Here is a 21,503-nt window from a genome sequence, read left to right on the forward strand (position 1 = left end):
CCATCTCCTTGACATCCCTATGGCGTTAATTTCTACAGTGCAGCATGAAAGCTGTCAAGTATTCCCAATAAAATTGCTGCTGTTTTGATTTTTTCGCCATCCCGACAAAAGCGCTATATAATTGAACCAAACAACTGAAAAATTAATGCAGATGAAAAAACGTATTTTAATCATTAATACCGGTGGTACAATTAGCAGCGTCAAAACACCACATGGCTATGAACCTTCTCCTGGCTATGTAGAAACGGCTATGGCCCAAATTTCGGCTTTAAAGCATAAAGACATGCCTGATTATGTGATTAAAGAGTATCAGCCATTGCTCGACTCCTCCAACATGACGGTTCAAGAGTGGAATCGCATCGCTCATGATATTGCTCAAGAATACGAGCACTTTGATGGCTTTGTCGTGTTTCATGGAACCGACACCATGGCATATACCGCCTCTGCTCTGTCTTTTATGCTGGAGAATTTAGGCAAGCCCGTTATTGTAACCGGATCGCAAATTCCTTTATCAGAAGTACGTAATGATGCAATGGATAATGTGATTACCTCACTGTGGCTGTGCGCTCATCAACCCATTCATGAGGTCTGCATTTACTTTAACCAGCATTTATTGCGCGGTAACCGTACGCAAAAAATAAATGCGCAATGCTTTAATGCCTTTGACTCGCCAAACTACCCTCACCTGGCCTCGATAGGTATCAACATTGAATTGCATCGGCATCTGTTACAACAAGCACCACAAAAACCATTTCATCTGCAAACAATTACTCCTCAATTTATAGCAAATTTTCGCCTGTTTCCTGGATTTGCCACCGATGTATTGACCTATATTCTGCACCAACCCTTACGTGGACTCATATTGGAAACCTATGGGGCAGGAAACGCACAAAATAACGACCCACGTTTTTTAAAATTACTAACAGAAGCCTGTGATCGGGGCATCATTATTATTAATTGCACCCAATGCCAGCAAGGGCGAGTAGAAATGAGCCAGTACGCCACAGGGCATACCTTAAAACAGGCTGGCATCATCAGCGGCCATGACATGACTCCAGAAGCCGCTCATTGCAAATTATTGTATTTATTAAGCAAAGATCTGGATATCTCTCAAATCAAAATGCTGATGGAGTCCAACCTCTGTGGTGAGTTGCAGAATTAACACAAGAATGTAGCCGTATTAACGACAATACGAGCTACATGAGACATTTTACGTCGGCTGGTTTACACTGGCACTCGAAGGTAACTCGGCAGGTTGAAACTCCAATTCGCTCATATCTGAAACCAAGCTTTCAGCCAAGCTGAACAATTTACCAAAACGACCCTCTCCAGGATTAAATAGCTTAGTTGGCATTTTCACTGAGAAAAAGCCTCCGATAGAAAGAAAGGGTATCCCAAAGCTGGAGGTCGTGGGTGGAGTAATAATTCGTGTATTATCACTTGCCAAATCAGCAAGTGCCTGTAGAGAGCGTTCCTTTCTGACCGTCAGGCCAAATTGCGGCTTAATAACCTCACTTAAGCCTTGAATTCTAGTCAGCACCGCATCTTCTTTTTGCTTTCTTATTTGAGAATCGATACCGCTTGATGGTTCAAAGATTTCGCTACCGATATAACGTGCAGCATAATCATAAATAATATTTTCAGGTGTATGAAAATAAGGATGATTGATTAAGCGCAATTTAATAGGACCATCATCATTTTCAGAGACTTCTGCTGGTTGATTAAATGCATCTAATTTGGAAAAAAATGCATTGGTATGAAAAATTAAATTGCTCAGCATATCGAGCGTATCACCAGAATCACGTGGTTTTTTGTGGTCTTCATGTCTCTTTTGTACCAACACCCGTGCCGCCTCGATAAGCTTATTAATGGTTTGCGAATCAGCCTCATCATTTCCGGTGCCAACAAATTTAACTATTTTTTCTTCAAGTGCGTCGATTATTATTTTTTTTTGCGATGATAATAACTGGTCATAAATAGAGGGATATCCTGTTTGCCATTCCAATGTACGGGATGTTTTGTTTAATTGCTCTTTAATAAGTATCTTTAAAACTCTTAGAAATATTGTCATTGCCCTACTCCTTTAACAGCAACTCATTTATTATACTAGTCCTGACATCATTAACTTTAAAACAGACTGGTCAATACAACTCCTATTCATACAACCTAACCTAGGAAATCACAAATCTCATGAATTTACAAATTATTATTTTAGCTGCGGGTCAAGGCAAGCGAATGTATTCCAATACCCCAAAGGTTCTTCACCAGATAGCGGGCAAGGCCATGCTTGCTCGGGTAGTAGAAACCGCACAGCAATTAAATCCTGATGCAATCCATGTAATTTATGGGCATGGTGGTGAACAATTAAAGAATTCACTCCCTGATTTACCTGTGCATTGGGTACATCAAGCCGAACAACTGGGTACAGGCCACGCCGTGATGCAAGCCCTGCCCCATATTCCGCCACAAGCACAAGTTTTGATCTTGTCTGCAGATGTTCCTCTGATTCAAATGGATACCCTAAAGTCACTCATTGAATGTGGAACACCAACAAACACACATCAATCCGTCTTAGCACTCCTGGTTGCGCATCTTGAAGACCCTCGCGGTCTTGGTCGTATTATTCGCAACAACCTAGGTGAAATTTGTACCATTGTAGAAGAAAAGGATGCAAATGAGCAAGAAAAGAAAATAAAAGAAATTTATACTGGTATATGCTGTGCACGAGCAGCAGATTTGGAAGTATGGCTGCCTCGCTTAGGCAACAGTAATGCCCAAGGTGAATACTACTTAACTGAAATTATCGCGATGGCGGTCGCTAATCAAACACCGATTACATCGTTAGCAACCCAGCATCTGTTTGAAATTCAGGGGGTAAATAACCGCTTGCAATTACAGCAACTGGAACGCGTATGGCAAAGAAGAACAGCGGAACAATTACTCGAGCAAGGTGTCATGCTCGCTGATGCCACTCGCTTTGATCTGCGAGGCAGTCTGGAATGTGGTAAGGACGTATACATCGATATCAATTGTGTCTTCACTGGGAGCGTCGTGCTTGGTGATGGCTGTAGCATAGGACCTAATTGCAGCTTAAAAGATGTAACCCTGGAAGCAGGATGTACCATTCAGGCGAACAGCGTATTAGAGGGCTGCCATATAGGAAGCAATAGTGAGATTGGTCCCTTTGCCCGCCTTAGATCGGGTACAAAGCTGGCAGCAGGCTGCAAAATAGGGAATTTTGTTGAAACTAAAAAAGCAGTATTTGATGAGGGCAGCAAAGCCAGCCATCTAAGCTACCTTGGTGATGTAAGCATTGGCAAAGGAGTAAACATCGGCGCTGGCACTATTACCTGTAATTACGATGGAGTAAATAAACATCAAACGGTTATTGAAGATGGGGCTTTTGTTGGCTCTGATACTCAATTAGTCGCACCAGTAACCGTTGGCAAAAATGCAACCATTGGTGCCGGCAGCACCATTCGTAAAAATGTTCCAGCAGGAGAACTGACCTTAACCGATTCAAAACAAAAAACCGTTTATGGGTGGAAAAGGCCAGAGAAGAAAATATAATTCCATAACGATAAAGGAAACTCTTCAACAACGAAGAAAAGGAATTTAACCGACATCCTGAGGAGCTAGCGACGAAAGATCTTCTAGACTAAGGAGATCCATCGCTATGCCCTGGATGACCTACTTTTCTTTACTTCATGGCGATGTCTCTAATGGCAAAATTCTTGATCGCGACCTATTGCAGACGTATTCGTTCAGGCAATACCAATGCATAATTTTTCTGCAACCGGGTACACAGCCCCAAAATAATAGGTAACGAAACAAAGCACATTAGCAATTTATATTGCCAAACATTTAGAGCCAGATTGAGTATTTGTTCATAAGGATAGATCCCTCCAAACAATAAACTGTAATCAACCAAACATAAAAGAGAACTCGCACTGATACTGGCAATCAATACACGACAGGAGCGATTTAACCCCCACTTCAGATATTTTAGATAATGTAACAGCATGGCATTAGTGAAAAAGGTAACACACAAAGACAAAGTCGCCGCAGGCAACCCTCTCGGTAATATATAGTAATAAAACGGATTTAAATTATAAAATGAAGGAGATGGCAAAGCCACAACTCCCATGAGCAAGGTGTCAAAAATCAATTGAGCTGCGATTAAAGCAACAGCCAACTGCAAGTTTGCTTTGTACCCCCATAATTCGCCAATGACGGCGCTGATGATCATCGTTACAGGAAAAAAAATACAACTAGCAGCCAGGATACTGTCTTTGGTAAATGCAACAATGCGATATTCACAAGCCAGACACATTAATATGACTGCAATAGCCAAACAAAGGAGACAGTGGTAAATAAGCGAGCCCGTATCCTCATGCTGTTCTCTTGGCACCATGAGTAACTGATGTTTATTATAGAGTAAAAAGGACAAATAACTCACGCCAAAAACCAGTAACAATAAAGAGGCAATCATCAAAGAATCAATAAATACTTGTCTAAAACTATGAGCATGAGGTGCTGAAAATAACAGATAAAAATCGATGGAAAAGAATCCGACTCCCCCAAATAATGCCAAAATGACACACTGTTTAGGGGAAGACAAAACATGAGTAGTTCGGGTACAAAACAGCTGATGCGGCAAATAAAAGCTTAGACAGAAAGAAATCGTAGTAGCAAAAAATTTTTTGGGGATGTCTTCAAATACAATTTGATACACGGGATTATCATGCATGAATTCCGCTGCCGGCAGATTGACCAGCACATAAACACCGATACAATAAATATAAAGCGTCACTAAAGAGATATTAAGTAAGTGCCGTTGCTCCCTAAAGGTACAATTTCTTAGCGCCAGTAAATAAAGCCCTGTTATTAATGGGCATAGCAAACTGCTGGTGGCAAAGACCAGGCCTTGGAAGGTTATTACTTTAAACGATACATTAATCAATAAAATCAGACTGGTAATCATGCCAACGGACAGAAATAAAAACCACGGTGTTTGTTGAGAGGACCTGGATTGATTTATATGAATCAAGCAATTTTCCATTTTTTCCATATTATGAGAGGTGATCCCATGTGAACGCTCCAAATTGACCGCACGTATTCAGGATCTGGTTACATTTTGACTCAAATTCGTGAAATACAAATCCTTGTAGAATACTCCTAATCCATTTTTACAGCTCAAATATCATAGGATTGATAAACCTGAGTGGGCTTTATTAAGCTAGTCAGCTCGCGAATATAACACCATTATCTTTGTATTGGCAAGCGAACTAAATAAGTGATTTCTTATCAAGTTATGATGGTCGACTCCAACCAGAAATTCCTGCTAAGCTAGTTCCTTGCCCAAGCAAAACCGTGACCAAATCATTAATAGCGAGCATGACATGAGCAAGCATAAAAAACATTCATCATCAAAAACCGGATTATTGCCAGGCACCGCTGTGTACGTAGGAGAGAATCCACCCAAACCAACTCAGATCATCATTCATATTTATGACACCCACAGTTATGAAAAGATAAACCAACTCCAGATAGAAAAAATAAACAGTGCATTGCTTGATGGAAAGCATGTCTGGATTGACGTAGCAGGTCTTGAAGACAGTAAAAAAATCACCAGGATATGTAATGAGTATAAAATACATCCACTGGTAATTGAAGATTTGCTCAACACCAGACAAAGACCCAAACTTGATATCATTGATGATTATCTTTTTGTGGTGTTTAAATTACTAGAAACTCGAATGGATCAATTAACCTACTCAACAGAACAGTTCAGCTTAATAATAAAGCAAAATTTATTAATAACGTTCAGAGAATCAGAAAGTTACGATTTATCCTCCTTATATAAACGCCTGAGTGCCGAGCATTCACTGGTACGTGAACACGGCAGTGATTATCTGACCTATCTTTTAATGGATTATATCGTCGATGATTATTTTAATTTTGTAGAAGAAACTGGTAACTTGCTGGAAAGCGTAGAAGATCAATTAATCAATAAACCAGAAACGATAGAACTACAAACATTATATACAACGAAAAGACGTACAATCACCTTAAGAAAAACCATAGCTCCATTGCGCGACATAGTACATCTGTTATTAAAAGATGACGGTGGCCTGATTAACGATCGTTACAATCTTTATTTTCGTGATTTGTACGATCATTGTATTCGGTTAGTTGAATCTATTGATTTACATCGTGAAATGTCCTCCAGCATGTTGGACATTTATCTCTCAACGATTAACAACCGCATGAATGAAACCATGAAAATTCTTACGATGTTTGCCAGTATCTTTATCCCTTTAACTTTTATTGTTGGTATCTACGGTATGAATTTCGAATACATGCCTGAACTAGGATGGCGCTATGGCTATCCAACAGTAATGACAGGGATGGCGTTTCTGGCAGTGTTCATGTTGTACTATTTCAAACGAAAAAAATTATACTAGGTTCTGTTAGCAAAAGTTTAATTCGTTGCAAATAAGTCGTCGTTGCGAACAAAGTGAAGCAATCTAGTGTAGGATTTTATGCGATAAACAAAATTTGTTCACAGTAACCGAGGCAGAGTGCTTTTGGAGCACTCTGCATTTAAGATGTTTTTACTGAGATGCATTTAATGTGGCTTGTATCCCGGAGCTAGGCTCGGTATCAGGAAGAGTTACCACGCGGCGTCTGGTAGTAAATAAATTAGAAGCATGAATGGTGTTCGTTTCTTTCTGTACAGGCCTTAATACCGACGCGCTGGCTACTTCGTGTTTTGTTGCACTTAATGGAGCCTCATCAGGATGCGGTGTTTTATCACTGTAGTTAAGAACAGGCTCTGGTCTTTTATTACCAAAAAAACCCAGCTGATGTGCTCTGGCTGACATCAATTGTTCTGCCGAAAGAGTAGGCGACTCTTCACTGGACGATGGAATAAGTGCCGTTTGTTTCTCACTACCAAGCAAGGCCAGAGGCTGTACTCTTGCTGAAACCAAGCGATTTGCCGGAAGGCTTGGAGTATTATCGCGTTCCTCAGGCAAAAGAGTAACAAGAGATTTAGCTCCCAACAAAGTCAGATGTGGGGTAGAACTTAATTCAACTATCGTTTTCACTTTATTTCGTTGCAACCAGTGCTTTAATGAACTTAAGAAATCCCAAAAATCCTCCTCTTTACTTAACATGATGAGAAATTGAGTTAATTTTTTGGGTACACCAAATTTGAGATTGATGGCTAAAGCAACCCCTTTGGGCGGGATCCAGTCCAACGTTGTTTTCGTCTTGCTTTCCCGGTAGGACAATAAAGTTTCTACGGCATATAAGCTTCCTTTCTGGATATCAGGCCAATACATGGCAATAACCGGATCATTAACCAAACCATTGGCCTGGAAAATAGGAGGTACAATCCATTCACGTGCTGTAATTAATGACTGTTTAACTAATCCCGGGAACACTTTTTTTACCGTTTCCAGATCACTATTCAATAGACGGCTGCCGTATCTTAACGCAGGAGATAAGGGGATCAAAGGAGGAGCATCCTTATCTGGTTTAAAATCAATAGGCACTCGTTTCATAACTCCGGCAAAAATAACATCAGCAATGAAGCGGCAGACACGTTCATAAGCATTTAAAGGATCAAATGGTAACGTCGCATCTTTGTCCTCAACTAAAGGAATGCTCATATGCGCAGCAACATTCATATGCAATAACAACAGTAAATATTTCATCGTTCTGTAATAGAGGAATGGCGGCATGCCAACAGTAGATTCAAGCACATAATCCATGAGCATGCTTGACGCTTCATAAGTTAAACCTAAAGCCAGAACAGACTCCGACATCATTGCCTTGTGACGTTCACATCGCTCCGGAGTGACTGAGCGAGTAATATAACGGCCATTGAAAAAAATCCGTAGAACAGAGGCAGTTGCCTCCCCTCCATAAGGAATTAAACTAATCAAAGCAGCAGCCCCATCATTAGCAGCAAGGATAATCGGGGCTCGCCCATCGCCTTTCATCTGGCGCTTAAAATTGCACTTCTGCTCCTTACATAAAGAAGGAGGAAGCACGAGTTTGTTTGAATTAAATGCTGCAGGCCCCACTGAATTCAGAACAGTAATTTGAACAAGGGTCTGCGCTCCTTGGCGCATGGTATAGGCTTGCACACCATAACCGACCAGAGATAAAGTACCTAAAAAAATGGAATACGGCGCATACCATTCGTCAGCTTCATGGCCTTCTCGAAAGTAAGTCTGGACACTATTATTAGCATAGTTTAATGCGACTATGGGAATCACTCCGTTTACCAGGATATAGCCCATTCCATTGACAATTTTCCGGGCAGAAGCATTATTGATTAAAGTAGGGACAGCTTTGCGTAAGGCGAGACCTTGTTCCAGAACCTGGAACGCTGTATTTGCGGTGTAAGTAACTGCCCCTACAGTGATGCTGGACAGGGAAGCATTGCTCCAAGCCCATTTGACTCCATTACTTATTTTCGTACCAACAGATGTAAATCCATCAACAACCGATGACCACCAGCTCATAATGCTCTCCTTGCAACAGCGGAAATTCATTCTAGGGGTAAAAAAATAGAAATACCAGAGGTTTTAATAGGCTTTATTCAGCCAATTTTAAAAAAAAACTGCTGTTGAGAACAGTGAAGCGTCTCTAAAATTTTTTTAGCGAGAATATAAAATATATTTTATTAACAATCAGTAACACCCGATAAATTGACCAGTATCTTGAGGCTGAATGATTTATAAATTTTTATTTTTATATTCGCACAGATCGCGAATCAGACAGGTACTGCAATGAGGATTACGAGCCGTACAGACGTAACGTCCATGTAAAATAAGCCAGTGGTGTGCATCTTGTAAGAACTCAGGTTCAATATTTTTTAATAGCTCCATCTCAACAGCCAAGGGAGTTTTTCCCTTTGCAAAGCCTATTCGGTTCGATACGCGAAAAATATGAGTATCTACGGCCATAGTTGGATATCCAAAAGCGGTATTAAGCACTACATTTGCCGTCTTACGGCCTACGCCCGGCAAGGACTCTAATGCTTCGCGCTGGTTGGGGACTTCTCCATTATAGAGTTTAACCAGTAATTCACAGGTTTTAATCACATTCTGGGCTTTGCTGTTATAGAGCCCTATAGTTTTGATGTAATTTTTTAATTGATCCAGCCCTAAGTCAAGAATGGCTTGAGGTGTATTCGCTACAGCATATAAATGTTCAGTCGCTTTATTCACACTCACATCAGTTGCTTGCGCCGAGAGAATTACTGCAATTAATAATTCAAAATCAGAACTGTAATTCAATTCAGTGGTGGGATGAGGATTTTGCTGGCGAAACCGCTCAAAAATCTCACGACGCTTTTGCTTGTTCATGTACTTTTTTTCGCTTTTACTCGAGCCAATGCTTGTTGAATATAATCCTGTTTTGCTCGTAAGTCTTCAACGTGATCTTGAGATTGCATCGCCAACTGACGTTTTTCTCTATAATTTTGTTGCTGTTCATGTTCTTCCCGCAACAAACGAGCTTGCTTGGCATTAAATCGGGTACGAGCCAGATCCTGGTCATATTGCGAATCAGTTAAAGACACCATGTCAATACAATCCACAGGACATGGTTCTACACATAATCCACACCCGGTGCACTCGTGAGTAATCACAGCATGCATCAATTTGCCGCTACCGATAATTGCATCAACCGGACAGGCTTTAATGCATTTGGTACACCCAATACATTCTGCCTCCCGGATTACCGCAACCGAAGGTTGACGCATTTGTTCCCGTGCCCCATCCAAATACGGTGCTGGATCTATCCTCAGCAAAGCGCCTAGTGATTTGACCGTGGCAATCCCTCCAGGAGGACATTTATTGATTAAAGCAGTGCCTTGCACCAAAGCCTCGGCATAAGGCATACATCCGGGATAACTGCACTCACCGCATTGCGTTTGCGGTAGCAGTGCATCCACCTCTTTTACTGTTGCCATTACTTCACCTTCATGCCTGGAAGTGCTCCTGCATCAGGTTGCAATAAGAAAATCCCTTTACCATCACCAGCAGCCAGAACCATACCTTCCGAGACGCCAAATCGCATGGTGCGTGGAGCCAAATTAGCAACCATTACGGTTAATCGTCCCACTAAATCTGCAGGAGCATATGCACTTTTGATTCCGGCAAAGACCTGTTTTTTTGCATCGCCTAAATCAAGGCTTAAGCGCAATAATTTGTCAGCGCCTTCCACTGGTTCTGCCGCAACTATCTTTGCGATTCGTAAATCTACTTTTGCAAACTCATCAATACTTATCGTGCCTTCGTCAGCTACTGGTTCCTTTTCTACAACCGTTGTCATTACATCTTCCTTAGTCTGGGCAAACATTGCATCAATTTTTTCTTTTTCTACTCGCACCATTAAGGGTTGAAATGCACTAATCTTGTGATTCAGCAACGGATTATTGATAGACTCCCAAGTCAGCGGCTCACAATTTAAAAAGTGTTCTGCAGCCTGTGCCATCTGTGGCAAAATCGGTTTTAAGTAAGTCATTAAAATACGAAATAGATTAATCCCCATGGTGCAAATAGCATGAACCTCAGGCAAACGATCGGCTTCCTTCGCTAAGACCCAGGGTTTATTAGCATCAATGTACTGATTTACTTTATCCGCACACTCCATAATTTGTCGGACGGCACGTGCATAGTCCCGGGCAACAAATGACTCAATCACCGCATCCCTGGCACCGGATATATCCGCATACAATTGTGGCTCAGATAAAGAATCGCTTAATTGATTATCAAAGCGTTTGTTGATAAATCCTGCACAGCGGCTGGCAATGTTAACCACTTTGCCTACCAAGTCGGCATTGACTCTATTGGTAAAATCGTCAAAATTCAGATCCAGATCATCCACCCGTCCATTTAATTTTGCAGCAAAGTAATAACGCAGGTATTCGGGATTGAGATGAGCAAGGTAAGTACGTGCTTCCAAAAAGGTTCCACGTGATTTTGACATTTTTTGTCCATCAACGGTTAAAAATCCGTGGGTAAACACTGCCGTTGGCATTCTATGGCCACTGGCAGCCAACAACGCAGGCCAAAACAAGGCATGAAAATAAACGATGTCTTTACCAACAAAATGATAAAGTTCAGTTTGGGACTCTTTATTCCAAAACTCGGTAAAATCAACACCATGTTCATCACAATATTTTTTAAAGCTGGCCATATACCCTATTGGCGCATCAAGCCAAACATAAAAATATTTATCTTGGGCTCCTGGTATAGGAAAACCAAAATAAGGAGCATCACGCGAAATATCCCATTGCTTTAATCCCGCGTCAAACCATTCATCCAGCTTATTAGCTACCTCTGTTTGTAAATGACCATTTTTGGTCCATTCTTTCAACAATGATTCATATTTAGGTAAATCAAAAAAATAATGTTCCGAATCCTTTTCTATAGGTCTGGCGCCAGATATAGCAGACACAGGATCGATTAAATCAGTAGGGGCATAGGTCGCACCGCAGACTTCACAATTATCGCCATATTGATCTTTAGCGCTGCACTTAGGACAGGTCCCCTTTACGTAACGATCGGGCAGGAACATTTTTTTCTCAGGATCAAAAGCCTGACGAATTGTTTTTTTGACAATATCGCCACCAGCTTGCAGCTGTTCATAGATAGCAGAAGCCAGGGCCTGATTTTCTGGTGAATGAGTTGTATGATAGCAATCATAATCAATGGCAAAGGCCTTAAAATCATTTTCATGACTTAATTTGATTTCGGCAGTCAACTCTTCAGGAGTAATACCCATCTGCTCTGCTTTAAGCATAATAGGGGTACCGTGAGCATCGTCACCACACACACTGATGCATTCAATTCCCAACATTTTATGGGTACGTACCCATATATCTGTCTGTATGTGTTCCACCAAATGTCCAAGATGTAAATGTCCATTAGCATAGGGAAGAGCGCTGGTCACCAGCATTTTGCGTTGTGTCGACATAGATATAGAATACTCTCAAATTTAAAACGGCTAATTATAACGCAAAGAGAAACTAAATGCTGTAAACATATAAGGCAGCGTTAATAAAAATAGGAAGCAGGCTGACAATACGTCTCGCTTGAGACAGGTTTTATTGTTTATAATTTGCTAATATCAAATTAATTACTTCAGATAGTGAACTACAATGACCAATAATCCACGGCTTATTATAGGCATCAGTGGCTCATCAGGTATTATCTATGGCATCAGGCTATTACAGATATTAAAAAACTTACCTATTGAAACCCATTTGGTGGTCAGCAAAGCAGGACAATTAACCCGCGCTTATGAAACGGAGCTAAGTGCCGCCGAGTTAAAAGCATTGGCCGATGTATATCATCCTTGCACCAACATCAGTGCCAGCATTGCCAGTGGCTCGTTTAAAACCTTAGGCATGATCATCGCCCCTTGCTCCATGAAAACCCTGGGAGAAATTGCTCACGGCATCAGCAGCACCCTGCTCACCCGAGCGGCTGATGTGGTGTTGAAAGAACGGCGCAAGCTGGTGCTGATGCCGCGCGAAACCCCATTACACTTAGGGCATCTGAACAACATGGTCAGTATTACCCAAATGGGGGGCATTATTTGTCCGCCAGTACCGGCATTTTATACAAAACCGCAAAGCATAGCGGATCTGGTTGATGAGACTGTAGGAAGGGTACTTGATTTATTTGATTTGGAGAGCGGATTGGTTAAACGGTGGGGCGAGGAATAAAAAACGCGACCTAAGCCGCGTCTCCAATTATTAGATAGAATCTAATTTAAAATCCAGTGCCGTTCATTGCAGTCACATTTACGGTTGAATCTAGCTCATCACTAGCTGATTTGCCAACGGCTTCTAAGTTAACAGGAGCTTTACGGAATAAAGCAGCAGAATAGACTGGCTGCGTATCTTCAGCAGAAGACTCTGAAGATGATTCAGAAGAAGTACCTGATCTATTCATACGATTCAAACCTGAAGTGTTGCCTGGCTTGGCATTTAAGTCAAATAGGGGGTTACGACGTGATTGGCCATCCAGCTTGGTACGGTTTTCCTCTCCTGATTTTTCAAAATCAGATGGACTACCCTTTTTACGACCAGAAAAGAACGCCCCGATAGCAGTAAATGTATTAATAACAGCAGCGCCAACATAAACAACAGCACTAGTAGCAACAGTTGCAGCAGCAGCAACTGCACCCACCTGAGCCAGATAGCCTGTTCCTACGAGAGAAGCAATTGAAACACCGGCTACAGTAAACTCAGTAACCGCAGCCAAGGCGGCAGGCCAGAATGCGACGGTTAGAGCAGCAGCGCCGGCAAGAACAAGGGATGACCAAAATGCAACGGCAATAGCTTTCTGATGGTTTGTGATAAAGTTCGTAATTCCTCGTGCAACAAATTTGGTTGCGTCAAGAATAAAGTTGCCAACAAATCGAACGGCATCAACAGCCAAACCAAAAATACCACGGAAATTCTGTTTCTCTCCTTCCTGGTCAAGGTAAGTGGCACCTAACAATAAGGCACTGATACCGGAAACAGCATATGCAGGCAGATAAAACACACCTTTTGCAAAGTCTTTAAACATCATGTCATTACTCCAATGGGTTATAAATCGAGGCGGATTGTAGCAACGACGTTGTTAAAAGTGAACCAAAAATGCGCAAGACATTGTATCAGAAGTGTAAAATAATGTGGGGTGATTTTGCACCGATATTAAAATAATTTTCCTTTTAGTCACATCTCAATAAATGCGGTAAAATTACGTACCGCGATCGGTCGACAGCATGCGAAACTTCAGAACCAAAGGTGGTATTGGAATCTCTCCACCTTAGCGAAATGACATAGAGTTGGTTGCTATTTCGAGCTCGATAGCTCCTGTTACCTCTGGACAGATTAAAGGGATTGGTCGTGGTTGTTCTTCATCAGAGCAGTCAGAACTCAATTCATGAAACTCTTCAGCATCTACATCATCAAAATGCTCAGGAGTCTGTAGCTTTAAATGATTTTTAAAAATATCGTACGAGGCTTCAGATAAAGGCTTTATGTCCACGTCCTCTTCCTTGACCAAAAGAGGATACACATGGCTGCCAATAGTGATCAATTGTTTCATTGACGCGAGGCTTGCTGACAACAAGACAAAACTGGCGCCCGCCATGATAACCCCCAAAGTAAAAACGGCTAAGGGAATACTCAGCGAAGTCAAAAAAGCCAGTGGGGCAACACCGTAAAGGGTCAGGCCAACAAACGCTGACAAAACGGCAGGATATGTGGCACTTAAAGCCGCCACACCAGCTCCTATAGCTAAAGAAGAAAGAAAAAGCATCGCCAAATACCCTTTATTTCGATTAAACCACTCCTTTACCATAACCCACATAACCAGACCTCAAGGCAAAATTTTTCAGATTATATCATTTTTCCCATCTAAATGAATCATTTATGAACAGAATTTTGGTATGCGGTAGGATCGTCTATTCCGGCCCCAGCAAAGCCACGCTTTCTAAAAGTACAGCTATCACAAGTTCCACACGCCTCTCCATTTTGGTTAGCCTGATAACAGGAGACCGTCAAACGATAGTCAACTCCCAATTGAACCCCCAGTTGAATGGTTTCAATTTTGCTTAAATGCTGCAAAGGAGCATTAATGTGAAAGACATCCCCTTCAAGTCCAGCTTTGGTTGCCAGATTGGCCATAGTTTGAAAAGCCTCAATAAACTCTGGCCGGCAATCAGGATAATGAGAAAAATCAACCGAACTGGCACCGATGTAGATGTCCCTGGCTCCGATGGACTCAGCAAAACTTAAAGCCATAGACAAAAAAACCGTATTACGAGCAGGCACATAAGTAACCGGTATTGATGAACTCCCCTGAAAATAAGGGACGTCAATACGCTCATCAGTCAAAGCAGAGCCAGTAAACAATTGTGAATCCAGAGTTATTATTTTGTGGTCAGCCACTTCAAAATGGGCTGCGATTCTCGCTGCGGCGAGAAGTTCAGCAGAGTGTCTTTGTCCATAAGAAAAACTCAAGGCATAACAGCTAAATCCTTTTGCTTTGGCAAGAGCCAGACAAGTAGTAGAGTCTAATCCGCCAGAAAGTAACACTACCGCCTTTTTCATAATTTTTTGCCTCATTGATTTAGAGCATTGCCTGCTATTAAAAAACTCTGTTAAAATGCTGCCCAATTATGCCACAACTTGGAATGTGATGACGACTAATCTTTTTCCTGTAATTCTTGCCGGAGGCTCTGGCACCCGCTTATGGCCATTATCGCGCCAGAACTTCCCTAAACAATTCCTGGCATTAAACGGCGAGCTGTCCTTGCTGCAACAAACAATGAAACGTGCTCAAAGCCTCCAAAACCGGCATTCGATTATCGTGAGCAATGACGCGCATTATTTTCTTTGCCAGGAGCAATTACAGGACTTTGCTGCCCAAACCACTTATTTGCTGGAACCCTGTGTCCGCAATACCGCTCCGGCGATTGCCTGCGCAGCGCACCACCTGGCTCAGATTGCCGGGGAAGATGCCGTGATGTTAGTACTGCCCTCAGATCACTGGATAGCTGATGATAAGGCCTGGAGTGAGGCCATGCTTGCTGGCGCTCAGTTTGCTCAGGAATACAAAGCAATCGTTACCTTTGGCATCGCACCCGACAGTCCTAAAACAGGGTATGGCTATATAGAAGCAGGTTCCGAATTAAATAAACACGTAAAAGAGGTATCAAGCTTTAGAGAAAAACCGGATGTTCGTACTGCCGCAGAATTTATAGCCGATGGGAATTATTTCTGGAATAGCGGTATGTTTGTCTGTACTGCCGGTACCTATCTGGATGAGTTAAATAAATTTGAACCTGCCATGCATCATTTGAGCAATCAGGCTCTAATCGCAGCGCAACAACATCATGATTTTTTAAGGCTTGATCTGGATGCTTTTTCGCAATGCAAAGAAGAATCAATTGACTATGCCATAATGGAAAAAACCAAGAAGGCAGTGGTAATTCCAGTCGCCATGCAATGGAGTGACCTTGGCTGCTGGACTGCTGTTGCAGATGCGAACGAACAAGATGAACATGGAAATACAATTACCGGGAAAGTCATCGCTCAAGACAGCCATAACTGCTTAATCAATAGTGAAAACCTACTTGTAACGACGGTGGGAATTCAAAATCAGATTATTGTTGCAACCAGTGATGCCGTTTTAGTTGCCGATAAACAATATTCGCAACAAGTGAAAGAATTGGTTAACTCATTACGCAAAGACCATCACCATCTGACTCAGGATCACCAACGGGTTCCCAGGCCATGGGGCTATTATGAAATATTGGCCGAAGGTGGTGCATTTAAGGTAAAGCGCCTTATGGTTAAACCCGGAGCAAAAATATCATTACAAACACATCAGCACCGAGCGGAACACTGGGTTATTGTTGGTGGCGAAGCAGAAGTCATCAACGGCACGCAAAAAATCCTGCTGTCCGTCAATCAATCCACCTATATCCCACAAAATACACTGCATCGATTGAGTAATCCGGGAACTACTCCTCTTTATGTCATTGAAGTACAAAGTGGTTCTTATTTAGGCGAAGACGATATTAAACGTTTCGATGATATTTACGCAAGAACAGGGCTTGAGCCAGTACCCGTTTGAAATGCTTTTGACTAATTCCTCTCATTGGCCTGTTCTGTAATGAGAGGAACTGTATTGTTCCATCCTGAATATCTGTAGTCCTTATAAAATTTTTATTTTATCCCATAATACCCATTTCAGGATTTTCATTGGTAATAATTTAGCTAATTTATGCAAAATTTAGTATCAATAATGTAAATCCATGAACATTATCCTTGTTTTTAAAATACATGCTATGTTATAAAAAAGAACACTTATGCTTTTTTTTAGTATAATTAAAAGGTGATCACCAAAAACTCATAAACATAATCAAGGGGTGATGTTATGGCAACAGGCAGCTTAATTGTAGAATCTTACCTTCAAACAGTAGATATGGATAAGATGGATGAGCTGCGCCGTAACAAAATGGTTGATGATCTTATTGTCCGTCGAAAACAGCAGGGAAGCGTCGATTTTTTAACTCCCCTCACCTATTACCTTGGTGTATTGGAAGATACTGACAAAGTACTGTTTGCGTTCATGAGTCAGGAGCAAAAAGATGCGCTTCTGCGTGAATTGCAAGTAACCTATTTACTGTTACTTGCGCAAAAAAGACATGAACAAACCCATCAGAAAACGGAAAACCTGGAATCCTATGACAGCAGCATTGAGAAATGTCAGCAATTGATCGATGCCCTGAATTATCAAAACGCATGTAAAGCTAAAAAAATTCAGGAGGCGCCTGAATATGGGCACTTGACTGAGGGTAATATTGAAAAATATTTATTCCTGGACCTGGCCTTATGGTTTGGCGAAAAAATTGTACTTATTGCAAGCGGCCATACTAAAACCATTAAAGAGGCCATGGGATGGTTTAATGAGAAGCGTCTTTATTGGGTTTGGGGTGGAGGCCTTTTAAAAACTGTTCTGGATTTGTTACCTCCTGACTTTTTCAATCTGGGGCAAGCAAACGACGTAGTCAGAGCTCCCGATCCTTACACTGGCGCACTGAGCTGGGGATTATACTATTTCCGAGGAGCCCTTAATTTATCATTATTGCTCAAGCATACCATTAATGGGCCTTGGATGAGTGAGGAAGAAAGCAATACACCCTGGACCGAACGTTTCTTAACCCAGTGGGATCAAAGAAAATTCACCCTTCTTAACGATTTTGTATGGGCGACAGGAAATTGTCTTTGTTATTTCGTACTCACCGGAAAAGGTGCTCTAGGTACTTGGGGAGATGCTTTAACATTAGGACTTCTTGTCTTTGATATCTGCCTTGCGGTTTGGGATTTTGAAGAGCAAAGAACGCAATTTATGAAAGAAATGGCGAATTTCGACCAAGAAATAAAAACGACAAAAGAAACGATTAATACTATTGAGTCCAACCTTCTGGCAACCGAGGAAGATAAAAAAAGATTAAGAGAGCTTTATTTGCAATTAGAGGCATTGGAAAAAACCAAAAAGAAATGCCAAAGAGAGTGGGATTATCAAGGCATCACCTTAACGACTAATATAGCCTATGCAGTCGGATTAATGTTAGCGTTTGCCATGTTAGCCATGCCGTTTCTTCCGGTTACGGGTCCGTTGTTAGTCGCTTTTGCGGTGACCGGCACCGTACTCTGCTTTGCATTCACGGTGATTAATAATTCAGTCAAAGGAGGCATGGAAATCTATAAAGCTTATGAATCAAAAAAAGAAGCCAGGGAAGAATATAAAAATAAGCTGGTTTTATTTCATGAGCTATTAGCGAAGAACCCCAATCTGGACGACAATGAGAAGAAATTGCTCTTCCTCGAGATCAAAAAAACCATGGCAGAAACAGAATATCAACAACAAATGATAGTGTTTCAAAGCATCCATTTGGTTCGTTCGTTGATTTTGGAAACCTTTATTCCGGCTATTATATTCGTCAATCTGGTCTTTTTGCCTTTAGGTGTAGGATTTGCAGTGATTGGTGCGTCAATTGGCTTGGCATTTTTAACCAATTATATAATTAATAAATTATTAACCCCAGAAAAAGAAGCCTTAAAAGAGTTTGATGAAAAAGAATACTTGGCCTTTTGTAAAGACCCAGATCATTGGAGCAACAAAACAGCAAAAGCAACACAGACATTCTTCAAACCTGGAGATACAACTTCCGGCACAGTTGAAGAAAAAACAAGCAAGGATACGAACGCAGCTGATATTGATAATATAAGCCCGGATCACCCTTTGCAGGATGATGAATCGGGATCTTGCAAAGGATATGCATAACAGACGTTCAGAAAAATCAAAATAAGACCATAATTTATCCAGCAAAAAAATGATTTTGCTTGGGACAATTGCTAAAAAAGTGTATAATTGCTCTTTTTGTTACACAATAAATGGTCAAACATGAATCTTGAAAAACTCTATGATGTCATTGTAGTAGGTGGCGGACATGCAGGCACTGAAGCAGCACTCGCTTCAGCCCGCATGGGAATGCAAACCTTGTTACTAACACATAATATGGACTTGCTTGGCCAAATGTCATGTAACCCAGCTATAGGTGGTATCGGTAAAGGTCATCTGGTTAAAGAAATTGATGCCTTGGATGGTGCAATGGCTAAAGCAGCCGATAAAGCAGGTATTCAATTTCGTATCCTTAATGCCTCCAAGGGGCCTGCGGTTCGCGCCACTCGTGCGCAGGCAGATCGCGTCCTTTACCGAGAAGCAATAAGAGAACAATTACAATCCCAGGACAATCTGGTTATATTTCAACAAGCTGTTGATGATTTATTGATTGAAGGAGGGAGAGTTACTGGAGTAAAGACCCAAATGGGCTTTACCATGCACGCTCGTGCCGTAGTACTCACGGTAGGCACTTTTTTAGGTGGAAAAATTCATGTAGGAATGAGCCAATATGCTGGCGGACGAGCAGGAGATCCTCCGGCCATCGCTCTGGCCAACAGTCTGCGTGATCTGGAACTTCCTGTTGGTAGATTAAAAACTGGAACTCCTCCCCGCATAGACAGACGCTCTTTGGATTACAGTCAAATGACCGTTCAGCCAGGAGATACGCCGCTGCCCGTCTTTTCCTATATTGGCTCAGTAGATGATCACCCCCAGCAGGTTCCCTGCCATATAACCCATACCACAGAAGCCACTCACGATATTATTCGCAATAATCTGCACCAATCACCAATGTACGCAGGGGTGATTGAAGGTATTGGCCCACGCTATTGCCCGTCTATTGAAGACAAAATTGTTCGTTTCGCTGATAAATTATCACATCAAATATTTGTTGAGCCAGAAGGCTTGACCACGGAAGAAATCTACCCCAATGGTATTTCAACCAGTCTGCCCTTTGATGTTCAAGTTCAGTTTGTACGAACCATTAAAGGTTTTGAACAAGCCCATATTACGCGACCAGGCTATGCCATAGAATATGATTACTTTGATCCACGTGGATTAACTTCATTTCTGCAAACCAAAGCCATCCCCAATTTATTTTTTGCCGGTCAGATAAATGGTACTACGGGTTATGAAGAAGCAGCAGCTCAAGGCCTGATTGCCGGCATGAATGCAGCCCTTCAGGTCCAGAAAAAAGAATTATGGTGCCCACGAAGAGATGAAGCCTATATTGGCGTGCTCATTGATGATTTGGTTACTTGCGGCACTCAAGAACCCTACCGCATGTTTACCTCTCGGGCAGAGTATCGCCTGCTGCTCCGCGAAGATAATGCTGATTTGCGTTTAACGGCTAAAGGGCGCGAGCTAGGTTTGGTCGGCGATATACGCTGGAATATTTTTTCTAAGAAACAGGAATCAATTGAAGCAACTCAGTCTTTATTGCATAACACCTGGGTGCGAACAGGACATAATGAAGCATTGCAAAATGTCCTGGAAAAACCAATGCAGCATGATAACCGTGCTTCTGAATTTCTGAAACGGCCTGAAATTAATTACCAACACTTATTAATGCTTGAAGATTTAAATTTGCCAGACTTGCCTGTTGATGTAACCGAACAAATTGAAATTCAAAATAAATATGCCGGCTATATAGAACGACAGCAACAAGACATTGAGAAGTTACGCAAGTATGAGAATACTGCTCTGCCCGAGCATCTAGATTACAGCCAGGTGACCGGCCTCTCCAGTGAGGTGATGCAAAAATTAGCGAAAATAAAACCAGCGTCAATCGCACAGGCGGGACGAATTTCAGGAGTCACACCGGCCGCATTATCCCTATTATTAGTTCATTTAAAAAAACAACGGCTTAGCGCATGAGTGATGATTTAAAAATAGAACAGCTTCTCAATGAAGGACTGGCGCAATTTGGATTAAATTCCATTAGCACTCCATTAATGCACTATTTGCTTCTGCTGAAAAAATGGAATGCGGCCTATAATCTTACCGCAGTTCGTGATCTGGAATCCATGATCAATAAACATCTACTGGATAGCCTTGCCATAATACCCTGGCTCAAAGGAAACCATATTCTTGATGTAGGAACAGGACCAGGATTACCTGGCATTCCATTAGCCATTGCCCAACCAGAAAAACAATTTGTCTTATTAGACAGTAATGGCAAGAAAATAAGGTTTTTAAACGAAGTAAAACGTCAGCTTAATTTAAAAAATCTTGAAATTGTACAATTTCGGGTCGAAAACTACCACCCAGCTCAAGGTTTTGATACAGTAACAAGTAGGGCATTCAGCAGCCTCGATCAAATGATTCATTGGACTCAACACCTAATTGCCAAAGATGGAATCTGGCTGGCAATGAAAGGACGTTATCCAGATACTGAATTGGATATGATCCATCAAAAATACCGAGTAGAACGCTATACTGTAGATGGTGTTGATGGGGAACGCTGCTGCATCATTATAGATAACACAACCAAGGAATAAT

17 protein-coding genes are annotated in these 21,503 nt (G+C 41.6%); 8 read left to right on the forward strand and 9 right to left on the reverse strand.

Annotation, left to right across the window (positions count from 1 at the left end; translation table 11 throughout):
- Positions 1-151 precede the first annotated feature (151 nt).
- Positions 152-1,162 carry an asparaginase gene (gene ansA / locus Q0495_RS13850; protein WP_298627393.1) on the forward strand — a complete coding sequence of 337 codons (1,011 nt, stop codon included), beginning with the start codon at positions 152-154 and terminating at the stop codon, positions 1,160-1,162.
- Positions 1,163-1,210: 48 nt separating this feature from the next.
- Here ansA and Q0495_RS13855 read toward each other — a convergent pair whose 3' ends face one another.
- Positions 1,211-2,071: a hypothetical protein gene (locus Q0495_RS13855; RefSeq protein ID WP_298627341.1), complete on the reverse strand. Its 861-nt coding sequence runs from the start codon at positions 2,069-2,071 to the stop codon at positions 1,211-1,213.
- 119 nt (positions 2,072-2,190) lie between these two features.
- Between Q0495_RS13855 and glmU the strand changes: the two genes are divergently transcribed.
- On the forward strand, positions 2,191-3,570 hold the full coding sequence (gene glmU, locus Q0495_RS13860) for a bifunctional UDP-N-acetylglucosamine diphosphorylase/glucosamine-1-phosphate N-acetyltransferase GlmU (protein ID WP_298627343.1): 1,380 nt from the start codon (positions 2,191-2,193) through the stop codon (positions 3,568-3,570).
- A gap of 175 nt (positions 3,571-3,745) precedes the next feature.
- Here the strand turns inward: glmU and Q0495_RS13865 are convergent, their stop codons facing one another.
- On the reverse strand, positions 3,746-5,041 hold the full coding sequence (locus Q0495_RS13865; protein WP_298627395.1) for a VUT family protein: 1,296 nt from the start codon (positions 5,039-5,041) through the stop codon (positions 3,746-3,748).
- Between the two features lie 361 nt (positions 5,042-5,402).
- On the opposite strand from Q0495_RS13865, the gene corA reads away from it, so the two are divergent.
- Positions 5,403-6,467: a magnesium/cobalt transporter CorA gene (corA, locus tag Q0495_RS13870; protein WP_298627345.1), complete on the forward strand. Its 1,065-nt coding sequence runs from the start codon at positions 5,403-5,405 to the stop codon at positions 6,465-6,467.
- A gap of 150 nt (positions 6,468-6,617) precedes the next feature.
- Here the strand turns inward: corA and Q0495_RS13875 are convergent, their stop codons facing one another.
- The 4 genes from Q0495_RS13875 to metG all read right to left on the reverse strand — a co-directional run bounded on the left by Q0495_RS13875 (position 6,618) and on the right by metG (position 12,003).
- Positions 6,618-8,540, reverse strand: coding sequence for a hypothetical protein (locus Q0495_RS13875; protein WP_298627347.1), 1,923 nt, complete (start codon positions 8,538-8,540; stop codon positions 6,618-6,620).
- Between the two features lie 213 nt (positions 8,541-8,753).
- Positions 8,754-9,386 carry an endonuclease III gene (nth, locus tag Q0495_RS13880; RefSeq protein ID WP_298627349.1) on the reverse strand — a complete coding sequence of 211 codons (633 nt, stop codon included), beginning with the start codon at positions 9,384-9,386 and terminating at the stop codon, positions 8,754-8,756.
- Positions 9,383-9,994: an RnfABCDGE type electron transport complex subunit B gene (locus tag Q0495_RS13885; RefSeq protein ID WP_298627351.1), complete on the reverse strand. Its 612-nt coding sequence runs from the start codon at positions 9,992-9,994 to the stop codon at positions 9,383-9,385. Before Q0495_RS13885 ends, nth begins: the two co-directional genes overlap by 4 nt.
- Positions 9,994-12,003: a methionine--tRNA ligase gene (metG, locus tag Q0495_RS13890; RefSeq protein ID WP_298627353.1), complete on the reverse strand. Its 2,010-nt coding sequence runs from the start codon at positions 12,001-12,003 to the stop codon at positions 9,994-9,996. Before metG ends, Q0495_RS13885 begins: the two co-directional genes overlap by 1 nt.
- Before the next feature lie 184 nt (positions 12,004-12,187).
- On the opposite strand from metG, the gene Q0495_RS13895 reads away from it, so the two are divergent.
- Positions 12,188-12,757: a UbiX family flavin prenyltransferase gene (locus Q0495_RS13895; RefSeq protein ID WP_298627355.1), complete on the forward strand. Its 570-nt coding sequence runs from the start codon at positions 12,188-12,190 to the stop codon at positions 12,755-12,757.
- Positions 12,758-12,803: 46 nt separating this feature from the next.
- Here the strand turns inward: Q0495_RS13895 and Q0495_RS13900 are convergent, their stop codons facing one another.
- The 3 genes from Q0495_RS13900 to queC all read right to left on the reverse strand — a co-directional run bounded on the left by Q0495_RS13900 (position 12,804) and on the right by queC (position 15,139).
- Complete coding sequence (locus tag Q0495_RS13900; protein ID WP_298627357.1) at positions 12,804-13,610, reverse strand: hypothetical protein; 807 nt, start codon at positions 13,608-13,610, stop codon at positions 12,804-12,806.
- Between the two features lie 240 nt (positions 13,611-13,850).
- Complete coding sequence (locus Q0495_RS13905; RefSeq protein WP_298627359.1) at positions 13,851-14,396, reverse strand: hypothetical protein; 546 nt, start codon at positions 14,394-14,396, stop codon at positions 13,851-13,853.
- 56 nt (positions 14,397-14,452) lie between these two features.
- Positions 14,453-15,139 carry a 7-cyano-7-deazaguanine synthase QueC gene (gene queC / locus Q0495_RS13910; protein WP_298627361.1) on the reverse strand — a complete coding sequence of 229 codons (687 nt, stop codon included), beginning with the start codon at positions 15,137-15,139 and terminating at the stop codon, positions 14,453-14,455.
- An 88-nt stretch (positions 15,140-15,227) separates the two neighbouring features.
- On the opposite strand from queC, the gene Q0495_RS13915 reads away from it, so the two are divergent.
- The 4 genes from Q0495_RS13915 to rsmG all read left to right on the forward strand — a co-directional run bounded on the left by Q0495_RS13915 (position 15,228) and on the right by rsmG (position 21,502).
- Positions 15,228-16,667 carry a mannose-1-phosphate guanylyltransferase/mannose-6-phosphate isomerase gene (locus tag Q0495_RS13915; RefSeq protein ID WP_298627363.1) on the forward strand — a complete coding sequence of 480 codons (1,440 nt, stop codon included), beginning with the start codon at positions 15,228-15,230 and terminating at the stop codon, positions 16,665-16,667.
- Positions 16,668-16,970: 303 nt separating this feature from the next.
- Complete coding sequence (locus Q0495_RS13920; protein WP_298627365.1) at positions 16,971-18,884, forward strand: hypothetical protein; 1,914 nt, start codon at positions 16,971-16,973, stop codon at positions 18,882-18,884.
- 120 nt (positions 18,885-19,004) lie between these two features.
- Positions 19,005-20,879, forward strand: coding sequence for a tRNA uridine-5-carboxymethylaminomethyl(34) synthesis enzyme MnmG (mnmG, locus tag Q0495_RS13925; RefSeq protein WP_298627367.1), 1,875 nt, complete (start codon positions 19,005-19,007; stop codon positions 20,877-20,879).
- Complete coding sequence (gene rsmG, locus Q0495_RS13930) at positions 20,876-21,502, forward strand: 16S rRNA (guanine(527)-N(7))-methyltransferase RsmG (protein WP_298627369.1); 627 nt, start codon at positions 20,876-20,878, stop codon at positions 21,500-21,502. Before mnmG ends, rsmG begins: the two co-directional genes overlap by 4 nt.
- Position 21,503: the final 1 nt, after the last annotated feature.

The organism is uncultured Legionella sp., from assembly GCF_937871865.1.
GTDB lineage: Bacteria > Pseudomonadota > Gammaproteobacteria > Legionellales > Legionellaceae > Legionella.